Here is a 14,243-nt window from a genome sequence, read left to right as displayed (position 1 = left end):
TTGGGAATTTATGACAGATTCAAACACGCATTATGATTACATTTGTATTGGTGGCGGTAGTGGCGGTATTGCCTCTGCTAATCGTGCTTCCCGCTATGGCCAAAAGGTAGCGATTATTGAAGCAAAAGATATTGGTGGCACATGCGTTAACGTAGGCTGCGTGCCTAAAAAAGCAATGTGGTATGGGGCACAAGTGGCCGAAGCTATTCACAAATATTCATCCGATTACGGCTTTGACGTTACCCTAAACAAATTTAGTTGGGAAAAATTGGTAGAGAGTCGAGATGCTTACATTTCGCGCATTCATCAATCATACGACCGTGTTTTAGGTGGCAATGGCGTTACCTTAATAAAGGGTTTCGCTAAGTTTATCGACAACCACACTATTGACGTTGATGGCGTTGTCTATACTGCCGATCACATCACCATCGCCACTGGCGGTCGCCCTATAAAGCCTGCCATTCCTGGCGCTGAACTTGGTATCGATTCTGATGGCTTTTTCGCGTTGGCGCATCAACCTAAGCGCGTTGTGGTAGTTGGCGCCGGATACATCGCAGTAGAACTTGCAGGCGTGTTACATTCTTTAGGGAGTGAAACCCATTTAGTTGTGCGCCGCGGCAAAGCGCTGCGTAGTTTTGATGATATGTTATCAGACACGCTTAGCGAGATGATGCAAGAAGAAGGCATTCAATTACATAATTTTTCTGAAGTTGAAAAGATAGAAGAATTAGCAGACAAAAGTTTAAAAGTTCATTTAAATGGCGATCGCAGTCTAGAAGCCGACGTCCTGATTTGGGCAATTGGAAGAGAACCCGCTAACGATAAAATTGATATTCACAATACTGATGTTGAGCTTGACGAACGAGGCTACATTAAAGTCGATAAATACCAAAATACCAGCGCAAACACTATTTATGCGGTTGGCGATAATATCGGAAAAGTGGACTTGACCCCAGTTGCAGTGAAAGCCGGGAGATTACTATCTGAAAGATTATTTAATAATCAACACGATGCGCACATGGACTATGATCTCATTCCCACGGTTGTATTTAGCCATCCTACCATAGGTACAATTGGCTTGACTGAAGCCGAGGCAAAAGAGCAATATGGAGATGATCTAAAGGTCTATAATTCAAGCTTTGCCGCAATGTATACCGCAGTAACCACCCATCGACAAGCAACTAAAATGAAACTTATTTGCGCAGGCCCAGAACAAAAAGTCGTTGGCCTACACGGAATTGGTTATGCAATGGATGAAATTTTACAAGGCTTTGGCGTAGCCATGAAAATGGGGGCGACGAAAGCAGATTTTGACGCCTGTGTTGCGATACATCCAACCTCTGCAGAGGAGTTTGTTACGCTAAGCTAGACGACTTGTATTGTCTTTAAATCTAATAAAAAAGCTTAGCCCTAAAAAGCTAAGCTTTTTTATTAGCTAGTCACGGTCAATGCTAGCTCTAATTTTATCAATAAATTCAAACCTTTTATCATTCAGAGCGTTATCGCTTGCCACTTGCCAGTTTCCATTCATTGCCACCACCAAATCACGCGTTGGGTCAATAAAGATGGTTTGCCCAAAAATTCCCCGCGCAGTGAAACTGCCATCATCAAAGGTCCACCACTGATAACCGTAGCCTCTGCCTGCTTTACCAATTTCCGTCTTTTTGGTCGTAGCCTCAGCAATCCAGCCCTCAGGTAACACCGACTCACCATTTACACTGCCATTTTCAAGTATGAATAAGCCGTAACGGGCATAGTCTCTTAAGCTTGCTTGAATACAGCAGCCTGAAATTTCGTTGCCATCGGGCCCTAATAACCAGCTTGCTTTGTTTTCCATGCCAAAAGGCTGCCAAATTTTTTCACTAAGATAGTCACTTAATGTACGTCCTGTCGCTTGTGCTACCAATATACCAATAAGATTGGTTTCGCCAGTAGAATATAGCCAAGTTTCACCGGGTGGATGCGCTCTTTCTAATTTACGCATATAACTTACGATGGTGGGAAGACCGTCTTGCGCTGCGTGGTTATTAAATTTAGCAACATCAGAATTTGGATCAGAGTAATTCTCATACCACTTTACACCAGAAGTCATGGTCAATAACTGGGCAATGGTTACATCATCATATGCCGAACCTTCTAAGCCATTAATATAGCTAGAAACACTATCGTTAATACTATTAATGTGCCCTTCTTTAATCGCGATACCGACTAAGCTAGAAGTGAAGGATTTAGCCACCGAAAAGCTTGTCCAACGTTTATCAGGAGAGTGACCTAAGCCATATTGCTCATAACGTATCTTACCTTTATGCAAAACAAGCATGCCTGAAAGGTTCTGCTCATCAAAAAAGGCGTTCATATCCTCACTAAGAGAAAGTGGCTCGCCTTCTGGTAAGGCGCGAACATTCGTGCTGGGTGTTATTTGTCGTGACTCTATCAGAAACGGCACTTCATCTAACATTTTAAAACCCAAATCACGTTGGCTTTGGGTCCAAAACAAAATCTGTTTATCTTTTGGCGGGTCAAGCAGCAGTGCGCGAAAATCGGGACCCATCCACCAAAGGAATACAGATAGTAATAACAGTAAACTTCCAACAATGAGCACGACGGTACGCAAAACGGTGTTGTTTTTCACAATGATATTTCCTTTTCTAGGCGAGTAGATGACCTAAGCACTAGCCAGCACATAAACTTATTGTAGATTAACATAATCTTTATGTGTGTGAAGAAGCTACGCGTAGATTTGAATATAAGAAAGGCGATAGAGAATAAAGTTACATCAAAAAAAACCGCCAAATATTTGGCGGTTTTTCTATTACAGTATCAATTTATTAAGCTTTGAACTTTCGTAATCCTGCCAACGTTAACAAGCCCATCCCTAAAAGTGCAAGATGCGCTGGTGCAGAAACTTCAACTGAGTCTGAGTATTTGTACTCTATGGTTATGGCGCCGCTTGAAAAGGTACTAATGCCCGACATTAAATTACCGCCACCGGTCACCTTACTTAATGCGCTAGCGTCAAACTCTACGCTACTGGTTGATGTACCCATGTCGATAAACGCAAGTAAGGACGCTGTGTCGGTAAAGAACTTACTGACTGTCTCACTGGCATCAAGTCCGACAAAGGTTGACCCAGAAGGGCCATCAAAATCACTTACGCCATCGTAAACAGCTAAGACTTTTGTTGAGGACTCTGAGGGTGCAGCTTCAATAATAATGTCGCCAGCTAAGTCAATCAGCGCAATAATAGCAGAGACCGTAGCGGTAACCGTATCGGCACTGCTCCTGCTTCTATTTTCAGCTTCAGCGTGAGCTTCAGCTTTTGCTAAAAGAGTAATTTCGACAGATTCAAGCTTACGCTGACCCCCTAAGGTGTCAAAAAGCTCGTATTCAACCTGCTCTTTAAAATTAGTTGTTGTTTTTTCTACAGTGAAGTTTTGAGTAACAACTCCTGCATTTGCATATCCGGCTATACACAATAAAGCGGTACTACATAGTATTTGCTTTAACATCTGGGAAGGCCCTTATATCGTTAGTTACATCGATGGCAATTTGCCACCACCAACCAATATTTAGCACGTTCTATGCCATGTTTTTTATGTATGTATTTCAGCCTTTTATAAAATAACAAAATAACATTTTTTGCTTTTGTAAAAATTGCCGACAAGCCCCTTCAGATAGGGGTTTGTTATTTTTTTCCAAAAAAAACGCCCTCGGTTGAGGGCGTCTTATTGTCGTCTTAAGACTTCGAAAGCGTAATTATTTCCTAAACTTTCTGATTCCAGCAAAACCAACTAAGCTTAACAGAACAAGTGCCACATGAGCAGGAGCACTTACATTAACAGGTACGTCACTGTAAGTGTATATTACCTTAACGTCACCTGATGCAAAAGTCGTAAAGCTACTCGTTAAGTTACCGCCGCCCGTAATTTGGCTCAACGCTTTAGCTGTAAAATTGATTGAAGTAGTACCAGCACCTACAAAATCCATTAACGCCATCGCATCGTTGATTAACAAATTACTAAAGTCGTTTGTGTTCAAATTCAAAAACTCTACGCCAGAAGGACCATCAAAATCGATTACACCATCAAACGCGGCTAGCAATTCAGAACGAGTAAGAAAAGGAGCAGCTTCAACGAGTTTAACACCACTTGTGTTTACAAGAGCGATATCGGTAGAAAGCGTTGCTGTAATTCTTGTTGAAGTAGCATTGCGGTTTTCCACTTCAGCAATCCCACTTGATCTAGCAAGCAAGGTAAACTCGACAGATTCTAATTGGCGAGTTCCACCCATATCATCAAAAAGATTATATGATATCGTGTTAGTAAAGTTGGTAAGTTGTCGTGCGACCGTAAACTCTTGTGTAATGACGGCGGCACTAGAGAAACCAGTGACACAAAGTAATGCAGCCCCACATAGGATTTTCTTTAACATTTATCTATTCCTGTAAACAGTTGTTTATTGTATCTAACATAGACACAATTATTGTTGTAGAAAAACTAAGCAACAAACGAGCCACTAATTATTTAACATACAATACAAATACCTACACATTGCCGAATTTTTAAAAATACAATTATGTAAAATTACCTGACACTTTTGGGTTGTTTATTCGCTTCTTTCGCGTACATAAAAAGGACCGAAAAGAGGTTCTTTTTTGCGTTTTTCAGCTAGAAAAAAACTAGCTAAAGGCTAAAAATTTAGCCTTATTTGGTGATATAAGTGCTAAATGTTTTTTTGAAGTAAGGAAGTCCAAAGAAAACGGGTTAATAATAAATCTGCACTAACTGTACAAAAATTATACGATTTAAGTCTAAAGAGGCCATTGACGCGACTAAAAGTTGTTGATATTTTGAACAGCTGTCGTTGTAAGGGGAAACAATATCAACTGTCAGCAAGCAAACAAGGAAAGATTTTATGCCTAATTTAGTACAAGAACTTAACAGCCTTGACTTTAGCGTCTATATTGGTGGTCCGCTACAAGCAGCAGTTCAGGCACAACACGCCGCTTCCATGTCACAAGTCAGCTTTATTCAAGATGTAGGATTTGATGACAGCAATCAATTACGGTATGTCGATTTCGCCTTTGAAAAGTCGGTGCCTAATGAAGCCGGTACCGCTTTTATTACCAAAAACGTTGAAATAAAAGTACCTTTTTTAACTATGCTAACTATTCCTGCGCTGCGCATTGAAGAGATGACGATAGACTTTAATGCAAAGTTAACCTCCACAGAAACGGCCAGTGTTTCGAGTGAGTTTGCAGCAAGCGCAGAGCTTGGAATTAACTACAAAATTGTTAATTTTAAAGCATCAGCGTCATACAAGAGAACGTCAACGCGCGGCACAACGGTAGAAAAAACCTATAATCTAGGGGTAAAAGTTACGGCTGTGAATGATGAAATACCAGCAGGTTTAGATCGTATATTGACTATGCTTGAAGATAGCATTGCTAGCATTGAACCTGCGTCAACAACCTAGCACTATTAGTCAAGGGGCGTTAACTTCCCTTACCTTGCCCTTTGGCTAATATAATCAGTTTAATAAGGATATTACATGCCAAAGCTAAACGATTACCTTGGAAGTATTATATCTAGCTTATCTAACGCACGCGTAATGGCTGACGTACAAACCGTAAAGCTGGCCGAAGACTATGCAAAGCATGAATTGCTTCAGCACTTTTCGGTGCCGCGCATGCGTATTGCCGATGTTGAACTAGACATTCCATTTGCTATTGAATCAACCCAAGAAGAGTTGGTTGAGAATGTAGATATCATTAATAACCAATCATTTAATAAAGCGATATATAGCGAAATCACTAAGAATTTAGGCCGAACGAGTCTACCTAGGCAAGCCTCTCAAGAAGTGAGAACGGTCTTAACTAACAGCGCTAAAGACTTAGAAGCCAAAATAAACCAAACCAGAAAATTGGTTCCAGTAGCTGAATATAGTGACAAACTAGCATCCGATATCACGCGTATCGCAGTTGAGAACAAATTAATTAAAGATGCCTATGACGTAAATGAAACTACTTTAGTCGAGCGCATCAAAAAAGCCGCTGAGAAAGTGATTCTTGAAAATACGCAGCGCACAACCTTAGGCGATATGAACGTTGTTGCTGAAACTCATTTACTGCGAGAGCAAAAGCCCGAGCATATTGTACATATTAAAATGAAGATAACTGAAGACGGCATGGAGTGGCAAAAAGTAGAGCATAGTGACGGTAGCATCAGCCGTAAGCTTCTGCCTGAGTAATATAATCATGTTTCGTTCTAAGGTGATTCTAGTCGAAAATTCTAATCAGCTCTTGCTAGAGTTTCCAGCTTTAGTGAAACGAATGGAATTAAAAGATCCGCAGTTTTTACCGCGTTTATTCGAGTGGATAGAGCGCGCAGAAAACCTCTTAGTACAAAATAAAATACCGAAAAGTGCGAGTTTATCGGGTATTAAAGCGAAAATAATTACCCCTGTCTTTGACACTAAAGTAAGAGCGAATCGACGCAAAGTACAAACAGCTATCGCTTCGCAGCTTATGTTCGATTTGCAAAGCAGTCTGCAAGACGCTGTTCATACGGCAAGTACTAAGGTTGAACAAGCAAGCGAGAGCATAAGCCAGCTCCTCAGTGTTTTAGCTCAATCTAGTGCCAACAATGGGCATACTTTACAGTATGTGACCAGCGAGGATGTTGGTGTGTTTGTTGACCGTATTTGGTATGTCATATGTCATCATGAACAACTGAAAAACAGCGCCGTACAATTGAAAGGACTACTATCAGAAAGTGACATTAAGCTGTTAATTACGCGTGATATTGACGTCTTACAGTTTATGCCTCAAGTTTCCGAAAGCTTATTGCGTGAATAGTCAAATTGACGCAATAAGCTTTCGTATGCTGTATTTGAAAACTTCCATTGGTTTGCTAAAGGCTAAAAATTTAGCCTTATTCCGAGTTCCAAAGAACGTCCCTGAATGGGTGCTAAGTCTTTCAAAAAAGAAGTATGTACGCGTCCTTCTTCATCAAGTAAATTGCGCCCCCTTAAAAACAGTTCAGCGTCTGTATCTAGCAGACTAGTATAATACGATGCATTTATATCTACTAAAGTGTAGGCATCGGTAGCACTTTCAAGCTCAGCGACTTTGTTTTGCTCAAACATGTGGGTTACTTGCGCCATCAATGTAAAATCTTGCGTCTTGTAGTCAGCACTAATAATTGCTTTGATGGGCGGTATTCTGGGTAAATTTCCAGTCTCACTTTGCTTCACTTTTGCACGAATATAGTCGCCTTGCGCGGTTAAAGTAAAGTTGCTATTTACATTATAGCTGAGCTGAACCTCTGCTCCGTATAAATCAGCATCAGCAGCAAGGTAAGCATATACTGGCAGCGCATCACCTTGTTCCTCATCTTCATCGTGCATGTCCTCAATGTGATCTTCATCTTCATGGGCATGTTCAAACTCAGCCGTAAAGCCTGTGTTAGCGGCATAATAGTAGTCGTCTATTTGATTATAGAAAATGTTTAGGACAGCACCAAAGTCACCTCCAAATTTACGCCACGAAATATCTAGATTATTCGATGTCTCCATGTTGGGCTTATCGCCTTCAAACTCAAAGGCTCCCTCGTGAAGTTCATATAGAGCCCCTACTTCATAGGTTTGTGCACCAATATGTGGGCCGAAAGAGAAAAGTTCTGCACTTGATGGCGCTCGATTTGCGTGGACAAAAGAAACGGCCATATTATAGCCCTTTGCCAAGTCCCACACGACGCCTGCAGAAAGTGATACCGGCACAAAGCTTAAATCGGATGAATCCATTGTTAAGCCATCTTCGTGTTCATGTTCATGGTCGTGATCTTCATCCTCGTCATGTCCACTTTCTAACAATTCAAGGTCTGGGCTAAATACACTTGGCACGGTAATATTTACTTTTTCTATACGCCCGCCAAGCTGCACGAGCCAGTCTCCAAAATGTTTTTCTTCAATCAAGCCTATCCCAAAAGACTTAGTATCTGATGGAGGCGTGAATGCCTCTTCTCCCACGGCGGCAAAGTCCGACATTTTAGTGTGTAAACTAATGCCTCCGCGCCATCCGGCCATAGTTTGATGCAAAATTTCTATTCGGGTTTCAAACAATTCATTTGAAAAACGTGTACCAGGAATTTGATTCTCAAGTTCGGTATGTTGGTAGTCAGTGTAGGCAATGCCAAAATTTACCGCGTTAATCAACGGCGAACTAAGTTGAAATTCGCCCGCTAGCTGGTAGCGATTTTGTTGGAGGTCAGCCTGCACGATTTCTTCGCTATGCGCTAGCTCATCATGGTCCTCTTCGTCATGATCTTCGTCGTTATGTTCCTCTTCGTGGGCATGACCAGGGATCCCATATAAGCTAGACAAATGTTCCATTGAAAAGCCAACGTAGCCGTCGTCAAAAAGATAACTACTTCCTATTGTAATACCTTTGGTTCTTGAGGCAGTGTTTTCGACAACACCAAATGTACCCTCGGCTTCATCTTCGTGATCGTGGTCTTCATGCGCTCCTTCGCTTTCAGCAAATCCATTTATTCGATAGTCACTACTGTCACGATAAAAACCCAAAACTTGGACTGCGATATTGTCAGTGCCAGTTTTGTATTCGCCGTCAAAGGCATGTTGCGCATTATTTGAATTGCGTGAGACAGTAACTTGTCCTTCACTTAAATTGTCTGCTGGAATACGTGTATCTACCATATTGACGACACCACCAATAGCGCCGCTTCCGTAAAACAAAGTAGCAGGCCCTCGAAGCACTTCAATTTGTTGCACAGTAGAAGATTCGGTCGACACTAAGTGGTCGGGGCCAATTCTTGAGGCGTCAGCCGCATCCATTCCATTTTGCGTTATTAGTACTCTGGGGCCGTCAAGACCACGGATAATGGGTGAGCTTGTCACTCCACCATAGAAGGTTGAATGTACGCCAACTTGATTTTTTAGGGTCTCACCTAAGGTACTGGCTTGTTGTTGTCTTAGCTTTTCACCGGTTAAAATACTCACAGGTGCCGCCGACTCAATATTAGACGCGTGAAATGCGCTCGCACTAACATCAAAGACCTCAATACTCGACGTGTCTACTTGAATGTCTACATTTACGGTTTGTTCTGCGAACACAGACACTTTTTCGCTTGAATGAATATGCTTAACGGAAGAAACATGCAACTCAACCTGCCCCGCTTTAACGCCGGTAAATTCAAATTTACCATCACTACCAATAGGCGTTCGTTTATTTGTCCCCATAATTTGGACGAAGCCAGATGTTAATACATTACCATTTTCATCTTTGACTTCTCCGGTAATGGTATTTGCAACTGCACCAAATGCACTGGCGATTGAAACAGCTATCAATGATAATTTAACGATGTTCTTCATAATCCTTTCGACTCTAAGATGTTATAATGTACCAACTATTAAATGTTATACTATAACAAACAAGGCAAAATTCAAGAATAATTGTGCTTTTTTTGAGAAAAATGAACCAGCTCAATTCCTCAATAAGCAATTGAGTAGCCCCTGCACGGTTGAGCCGTTAAATTTAGCCGCGTACAAAGTTTGATATAAATGCTAATCAACTATTTATGGATTTTTTAGCATGTACATCCAAATTAATGTAACTTAAAAGAATATGACAAGGCCTTTTAGGGCGTTAACTTTTCCCTTTTAAATTAACTAACATAATTGCAGAGCATATGATGGGTAACGACTAAGATGAACGCGCATAACTCTTGTACTATTGCGATTGTAGGTGCTGGTAGCATAGGTTGCTATCTAGGTGGCTGTTTATTGGCAGCAGGTGTTGACACTTTATTAGTGGGGCGTCAGCGAATACAAAAGCAACTGCATCAACACGGATTACAGGTCACTGACTGGCAAGGACGAAATCAACACCTCGCGTTTTCGCAAATACACTACACTTGTGACATCAGCTTAATTGAACAAGCAGACTATATTCTACTAACGGTAAAAAGTGGCGATACAGCGCTGACTGCGGCCTCGATTCTCAAACACGCAAGGGCCAACGCGATCATCGTTAGTATTCAGAACGGAACTAAGAATATTGATACTTTGAAGAGACTTCTTCCGCACCACACTGTAGTCAAAGGCATGGTTCCTTTTAATGTTTCTTACAACGACAAAGGGAGTTTTCACTGTGGTACTGAAGGAAATATTGCCATTGAAGCTGCTGACACTGAATATCTAGCCTTACTGCAAGCCTTTGCAAAAGCTGACTTACCCATTAATACTTATCCAGATTTAACGGGAGTGCAGTGGGGTAAGTTAATTTTAAACTTAAATAATGCAGTAAACGCACTATCTGGCGTACCATTGTTGAATCAACTGAACGATCGTGCTTACCGCAAAATAATGACACAAGTTATTTCTGAGGCCTTGCTCGTGATGAAGACAGCTGGAATAAAACCGGCTCGGATGGGAAAGGTTGTCCCTAGTCTAATGCCACACATTCTAGCTTTGCCAAATTGGCTTTTTAAACGTGTAGCTAGTGCGACCTTAAAAATCGACCCAAAAGCCCGCTCATCGATGTATGAAGATTTTATGTTAGGGCGAAAAACGGAAATAGACTATCTCAATGGTGAGATAGTCAGTTTAGGCGAAAAGTATAAGGTCGCAACACCAGTCAACAGCGCAATCGTGAGTTTAGTCAAATCTGCTGAAGCAACTGCAAGTGGCTCCCCTAAATTGAGTCCAAACCAAATTCAAGCGGCAATAACAAAAAATAGCTTATAAGATGTTTTGTCCTTGTTCTGGCTCTCTTGCTATTTGAGCCTGTTTGCGAATGTCATTATCGTCACTTTCAAGGTCTTCTTCATCCAGTCCCTGAGCATCACTCGCTTGGGCAGTTGGTTTTTGTGTGATTTTTAACGCAGGCCTGTCGCCAGCTATCCCTGGGATTTGAGCATCGTCACTATTGCCTTGAATTAACGGTAGTCCATCTGGAAAAACGACCTCTCGAGCGTCATCAGGCATACTTATCCCTGCAAGAGTAAAGGCATTGACTGTCTTTTTCATCGCCAGAGAAGCCACTTTTAACAAACTATATTTATGCGTATTTGTCCAAAAGTACACTTTCAAATTAAGGGTGGACGAAGCAAGCTCATCAACCAGAACCTGTGGCTCAGGGTCATCTAAAACTGCATCCATTTCTCCTAACAACTTAGCTGCAATACTCTGAGCCTCATTAACATCAGCGTCATAGCCAATTCCTATAATGAAACTACCTCTTGAGTTGGGATTGGCGGTAAAATTTCGTATCGTATTTTTGTATACCGTAGCATTGGGGATCTGAATATGATTACCATCAAAATCAATCAGGGTTGTTGCGCGAGCGGTCACTTGTTTGACCACGCCTAAGTGACCATCGACTTCAATCACATCTGATAATTTAAATGGTTTTTGTATACTTAACAGCAGGCTTGACATGAAATTTTCAGCAATGTCTTTAAAGGCAAAGCCAATAATCAAGCCAGCAACCCCGGTTCCACTTAAAATTGCAACGGCAAAAGCACTTAAACCTGCCATTCTTAAAAACAGATACAAACCAAAAAGAACGATGACTAGACTGATTAATCGGCGAATCACAACATTTATTAGTTGGCTGGTATGCGCATACTTCAGAGGTTTAATTAGCATTCTAGAGAGCGGGCCCGATAAAGCGTAGAAAATGGCAAATAGAAGTATGCCCATCCCAATTTGCGGAAGCTGAGCAATAAACAGTGCGTAATAGTTTTCTAATTCTGAAAGCAAGACCTGTGTTTCATTTGTCGTCATTTTATTTCTTCCAATTAAATGTTGTCATTGCGCTTATTGTTTTACTGCCTGCTGCATTAAACGTCGGTTTGGCCAAGACGAATAATAGGGCAAATACGTCCCTAATTATTGCACAAGATATTTTGTGAATATTTTTCACGCTACTTTGACATATTTTCAAGCAATCTAAATAAAGATATCACAAATTCCACTAACACATTGAATACACTCAACAAAATATTGTCATCATGCTGGTGCATATATTGCTATCAGTAAGGTGGACGTAGCAGAGGCTACATTATTTTGAAACGACAATACAAGGAAATTAACATGGCACAAGCATCACAAATGACCAATGATGAGAAAAAATCAAATTCTGAACACCCAGTTTCCGATAAGCTAAAAAATACGCTACATGATTCTGTTGACACCTTGAGCGATAAAGCAGCTCAAGCTGAAGAAAGGATCCGCGAGACAGCGCAAGCAAGTTCACAGTCGCTGGATGAAAAACAGAAAGAATTGAAGGCAAAATGGGAAGGTTCGCCAGTTAAAAAATACGCATCTGAAAATCCAGTTGCGACGGCGGGCATTGCGTTTGCGGCAGGCATGCTGCTATCAAGTTTCTTAAAGCGCAAATAATTGAGCGCCTACGATAATGGACCATACAAGCGAAACTCAGCAAAATACAGCTCGTTCCAATACTGCGGCTAGCAATGAAGCTCAATACGCTTCGTTCACAAAAACACTGGCGAGTATTGAAGAGCTGGTCGGCACAAAAGTCGACAAAGTACTCGCTGCCAAAAGTCTGGTGATCGCTGAGGCTAAAGTTAGCCTCAGCGCCATTCTGCTTTCTATTTGCTTGGCTTTGGGCGTTTTGTGTATCGCCATCACCTTGTGGCTGCTGATTAACGTCGCAATCGGTCTTGCAATTTACAACATTATTCCATCAGTTGCACTGGCGCTTGCAGCCGCAATCATATTAAACCTATGTTTAGCCTTCTTCTTATCCAAGCAGCTAAAGCAAACCTGGGATTTAGTTGGGCTACAAAGAAGCTTTTCAGCTTTTAACAAGGAGCAGTAACATGAAGCGTCTATTGAATGAGCAACTTCTCGAACTAGAGCGATGCGAACAATCGTTTAACGCCGCAGCAGCTCTTGATAAACACCGCACCTTAGTAGCAAAAGCACGTGTCAAACGTTTGCTGTTATCGCCTAAAGGTTTGTTTGCAGCATTCGGTGCAGGGGTCGCAAATGGAATGATTAAGGATGATGGAAATACATCCGTAATGAGCAAACACACTGCAATCAAACACGTCGTTTCACTATGGTTGGCCGTGTAATCTAAAAACCATAATGCATGGCACTTTTAAACACCTGCTACAGGCAAAAGGGAATAGATAAAATTGGACCAATCAAACGAAAAACCAAAAAAGTCAGAGCGACTTCCTAAAGAAATGCAAAAAATTAATGAACGACTTGTTCAACAATCAGCATTGCAAGCAGGTAACGACAGAGCTAAGCAACGTAAACGTGAATCGGATCATTACCAACACGTGATAGTAAAACGCAATGATGAAACCTTTAGACACGCAGACGATATATTGCAACTGGCCATACATGAAGGCAAATCGCAAATAGAACGTCCCGCATGGGGACTCTTTATGTCGTCGGTCGCAGCAGGCATGATCATCGGCTTCACCGTTATCGCCGTTGGTGTAATGGCAAGTATCCTTGGCGATTTAAGCGGAATGAACCGTGTACTGGTAGCGCTCGTTTATCCACTCGGATTCGTTTTATGTATATTGAGTCGCACAGAATTATTTACGGAACATACAGCAACTGCCGTTTACCCCTTACTTGAGGGCTTAACAACAGTCAAAAAAGTTTTACTGCTTTGGACAACGGTTATTGTAGGCAACCTAAGCGGCGCTCTTTTAATATCGGCATTGCTAGCGGCAGCAGACAGTGTAATTCATGCACAGCAAGGCTATCTTATCATTGCGCAACATGTGCTGGATTATGATTATGGGAGCTTATTCGTGAGTGCCATTTTAGCCGGGTGGCTGATGGCGATTGGCGCATGGACAATCCTCTCTACACACTCCACTTCAAGCCAAATTTTATGTATTTATATCGCTACCTTTCTAATTGGTATTGGTGGTTTGCATCATTCAATAGCGGGTTCAGTTGAGCTTTTAGTTGCTTTGTTTACTTCTTCACAAATATTGTTGATTGATGTAGTCCCTGCAATTGCAGTCATACTGCTTGGGAATGCGGTTGGCGGGAGCGTATTTGTTGCGCTACTTAATTACAGTCATATTAGAAGTTTAAACAACTAGTAGACCAAAAGTGCTTTTTCGCTAGCTTATCAGCATAAACCAAGATACAAAAGTAATTAAAAATGGATATACTTGGCAATATTAAACTTCGTTACGTAAACGACACTTAGGAACTAACAG

14 protein-coding genes are annotated in these 14,243 nt (G+C 41.4%); 9 read left to right on the top strand and 5 right to left on the bottom strand.

Going from position 1 to position 14,243, the window contains the following annotated elements; all coding sequences use genetic code 11:
* Positions 1 to 10: 10 nt before the first annotated feature.
* Positions 11 to 1,369, top strand: a complete 1,359-nt coding sequence (gene gorA, locus AC0L6H_RS09110; RefSeq protein ID WP_473393919.1) for a glutathione-disulfide reductase — start codon at positions 11 to 13, stop codon at positions 1,367 to 1,369.
* A gap of 66 nt (positions 1,370 to 1,435) precedes the next feature.
* Here gorA and AC0L6H_RS09105 read toward each other — a convergent pair whose 3' ends face one another.
* From AC0L6H_RS09105 to AC0L6H_RS09095, 3 genes are all read right to left on the bottom strand, one after another.
* The gene (locus AC0L6H_RS09105; RefSeq protein ID WP_473393918.1) at positions 1,436 to 2,632 is read right to left on the bottom strand and encodes a serine hydrolase domain-containing protein; all 1,197 of its coding nucleotides are present in this window, start codon (positions 2,630 to 2,632) and stop codon (positions 1,436 to 1,438) included.
* A 196-nt stretch (positions 2,633 to 2,828) separates the two neighbouring features.
* Complete coding sequence (locus AC0L6H_RS09100) at positions 2,829 to 3,509, bottom strand: choice-of-anchor E domain-containing protein (RefSeq protein ID WP_473393917.1); 681 nt, start codon at positions 3,507 to 3,509, stop codon at positions 2,829 to 2,831.
* Positions 3,510 to 3,756: 247 nt separating this feature from the next.
* Complete coding sequence (locus AC0L6H_RS09095) at positions 3,757 to 4,431, bottom strand: choice-of-anchor E domain-containing protein (protein WP_473393915.1); 675 nt, start codon at positions 4,429 to 4,431, stop codon at positions 3,757 to 3,759.
* 483 nt (positions 4,432 to 4,914) lie between these two features.
* Here AC0L6H_RS09095 and AC0L6H_RS09090 point away from each other — a divergent pair, with 483 nt between their 5' ends.
* The 3 genes from AC0L6H_RS09090 to AC0L6H_RS09080 all read left to right on the top strand — a co-directional run bounded on the left by AC0L6H_RS09090 (position 4,915) and on the right by AC0L6H_RS09080 (position 6,856).
* Entirely contained in the window at positions 4,915 to 5,475 is a 561-nt protein-coding gene (locus AC0L6H_RS09090; protein WP_473393914.1) for a DUF2589 domain-containing protein, read from the top strand.
* 75 nt (positions 5,476 to 5,550) lie between these two features.
* Positions 5,551 to 6,249 carry a hypothetical protein gene (locus AC0L6H_RS09085; protein ID WP_473393912.1) on the top strand — a complete coding sequence of 233 codons (699 nt, stop codon included), beginning with the start codon at positions 5,551 to 5,553 and terminating at the stop codon, positions 6,247 to 6,249.
* Positions 6,250 to 6,256: 7 nt separating this feature from the next.
* Entirely contained in the window at positions 6,257 to 6,856 is a 600-nt protein-coding gene (locus tag AC0L6H_RS09080; RefSeq protein WP_473393911.1) for a hypothetical protein, read from the top strand.
* 62 nt (positions 6,857 to 6,918) lie between these two features.
* On the opposite strand, the gene AC0L6H_RS09075 is transcribed toward AC0L6H_RS09080, so the two are convergent.
* On the bottom strand, positions 6,919 to 9,390 hold the full coding sequence (locus tag AC0L6H_RS09075; RefSeq protein ID WP_473393909.1) for a TonB-dependent receptor: 2,472 nt from the start codon (positions 9,388 to 9,390) through the stop codon (positions 6,919 to 6,921).
* 336 nt (positions 9,391 to 9,726) lie between these two features.
* On the opposite strand from AC0L6H_RS09075, the gene AC0L6H_RS09070 reads away from it, so the two are divergent.
* Positions 9,727 to 10,764: a 2-dehydropantoate 2-reductase gene (locus AC0L6H_RS09070; protein WP_473393907.1), complete on the top strand. Its 1,038-nt coding sequence runs from the start codon at positions 9,727 to 9,729 to the stop codon at positions 10,762 to 10,764.
* On the opposite strand, the gene AC0L6H_RS09065 is transcribed toward AC0L6H_RS09070, so the two are convergent.
* Positions 10,759 to 11,805: a mechanosensitive ion channel family protein gene (locus tag AC0L6H_RS09065; protein WP_473393905.1), complete on the bottom strand. Its 1,047-nt coding sequence runs from the start codon at positions 11,803 to 11,805 to the stop codon at positions 10,759 to 10,761. The genes AC0L6H_RS09070 and AC0L6H_RS09065 overlap by 6 nt on opposite strands.
* A 309-nt stretch (positions 11,806 to 12,114) precedes the next feature.
* Between AC0L6H_RS09065 and AC0L6H_RS09060 the strand changes: the two genes are divergently transcribed.
* From AC0L6H_RS09060 to AC0L6H_RS09045, 4 genes are all read left to right on the top strand, one after another.
* The gene (locus AC0L6H_RS09060; protein ID WP_473393904.1) at positions 12,115 to 12,423 is read left to right on the top strand and encodes a DUF883 domain-containing protein; all 309 of its coding nucleotides are present in this window, start codon (positions 12,115 to 12,117) and stop codon (positions 12,421 to 12,423) included.
* A gap of 16 nt (positions 12,424 to 12,439) precedes the next feature.
* Positions 12,440 to 12,865, top strand: coding sequence for a hypothetical protein (locus AC0L6H_RS09055; protein WP_473393902.1), 426 nt, complete (start codon positions 12,440 to 12,442; stop codon positions 12,863 to 12,865).
* Position 12,866: 1 nt separating this feature from the next.
* Positions 12,867 to 13,124, top strand: a complete 258-nt coding sequence (locus AC0L6H_RS09050; protein WP_473393901.1) for a hypothetical protein — start codon at positions 12,867 to 12,869, stop codon at positions 13,122 to 13,124.
* Positions 13,125 to 13,187: 63 nt separating this feature from the next.
* Complete coding sequence (locus AC0L6H_RS09045) at positions 13,188 to 14,123, top strand: formate/nitrite transporter family protein (RefSeq protein WP_473393899.1); 936 nt, start codon at positions 13,188 to 13,190, stop codon at positions 14,121 to 14,123.
* Positions 14,124 to 14,243: the final 120 nt, after the last annotated feature.

This window comes from Glaciecola sp. G7-5 (assembly GCF_055808975.1).
This window is presented reverse-complemented; position numbering and strand designations above follow the sequence as displayed.

Coding starts and splice junctions, on each gene's coding strand:
- gorA (WP_473393919.1), top strand. CDS start 11: ATGACAGATTCAAACACGCATTATGATTACATTTGTATTGGTGGCGGT.
- AC0L6H_RS09100 (WP_473393917.1), bottom strand. CDS start 3,509: ATGTTAAAGCAAATACTATGTAGTACCGCTTTATTGTGTATAGCCGGA.
- AC0L6H_RS09095 (WP_473393915.1), bottom strand. CDS start 4,431: ATGTTAAAGAAAATCCTATGTGGGGCTGCATTACTTTGTGTCACTGGT.
- AC0L6H_RS09090 (WP_473393914.1), top strand. CDS start 4,915: ATGCCTAATTTAGTACAAGAACTTAACAGCCTTGACTTTAGCGTCTAT.
- AC0L6H_RS09085 (WP_473393912.1), top strand. CDS start 5,551: ATGCCAAAGCTAAACGATTACCTTGGAAGTATTATATCTAGCTTATCT.
- AC0L6H_RS09080 (WP_473393911.1), top strand. CDS start 6,257: ATGTTTCGTTCTAAGGTGATTCTAGTCGAAAATTCTAATCAGCTCTTG.
- AC0L6H_RS09075 (WP_473393909.1), bottom strand. CDS start 9,390: ATGAAGAACATCGTTAAATTATCATTGATAGCTGTTTCAATCGCCAGT.
- AC0L6H_RS09070 (WP_473393907.1), top strand. CDS start 9,727: ATGAACGCGCATAACTCTTGTACTATTGCGATTGTAGGTGCTGGTAGC.
- AC0L6H_RS09065 (WP_473393905.1), bottom strand. CDS start 11,805: ATGACGACAAATGAAACACAGGTCTTGCTTTCAGAATTAGAAAACTAT.
- AC0L6H_RS09060 (WP_473393904.1), top strand. CDS start 12,115: ATGGCACAAGCATCACAAATGACCAATGATGAGAAAAAATCAAATTCT.
- AC0L6H_RS09055 (WP_473393902.1), top strand. CDS start 12,440: ATGGACCATACAAGCGAAACTCAGCAAAATACAGCTCGTTCCAATACT.
- AC0L6H_RS09050 (WP_473393901.1), top strand. CDS start 12,867: ATGAAGCGTCTATTGAATGAGCAACTTCTCGAACTAGAGCGATGCGAA.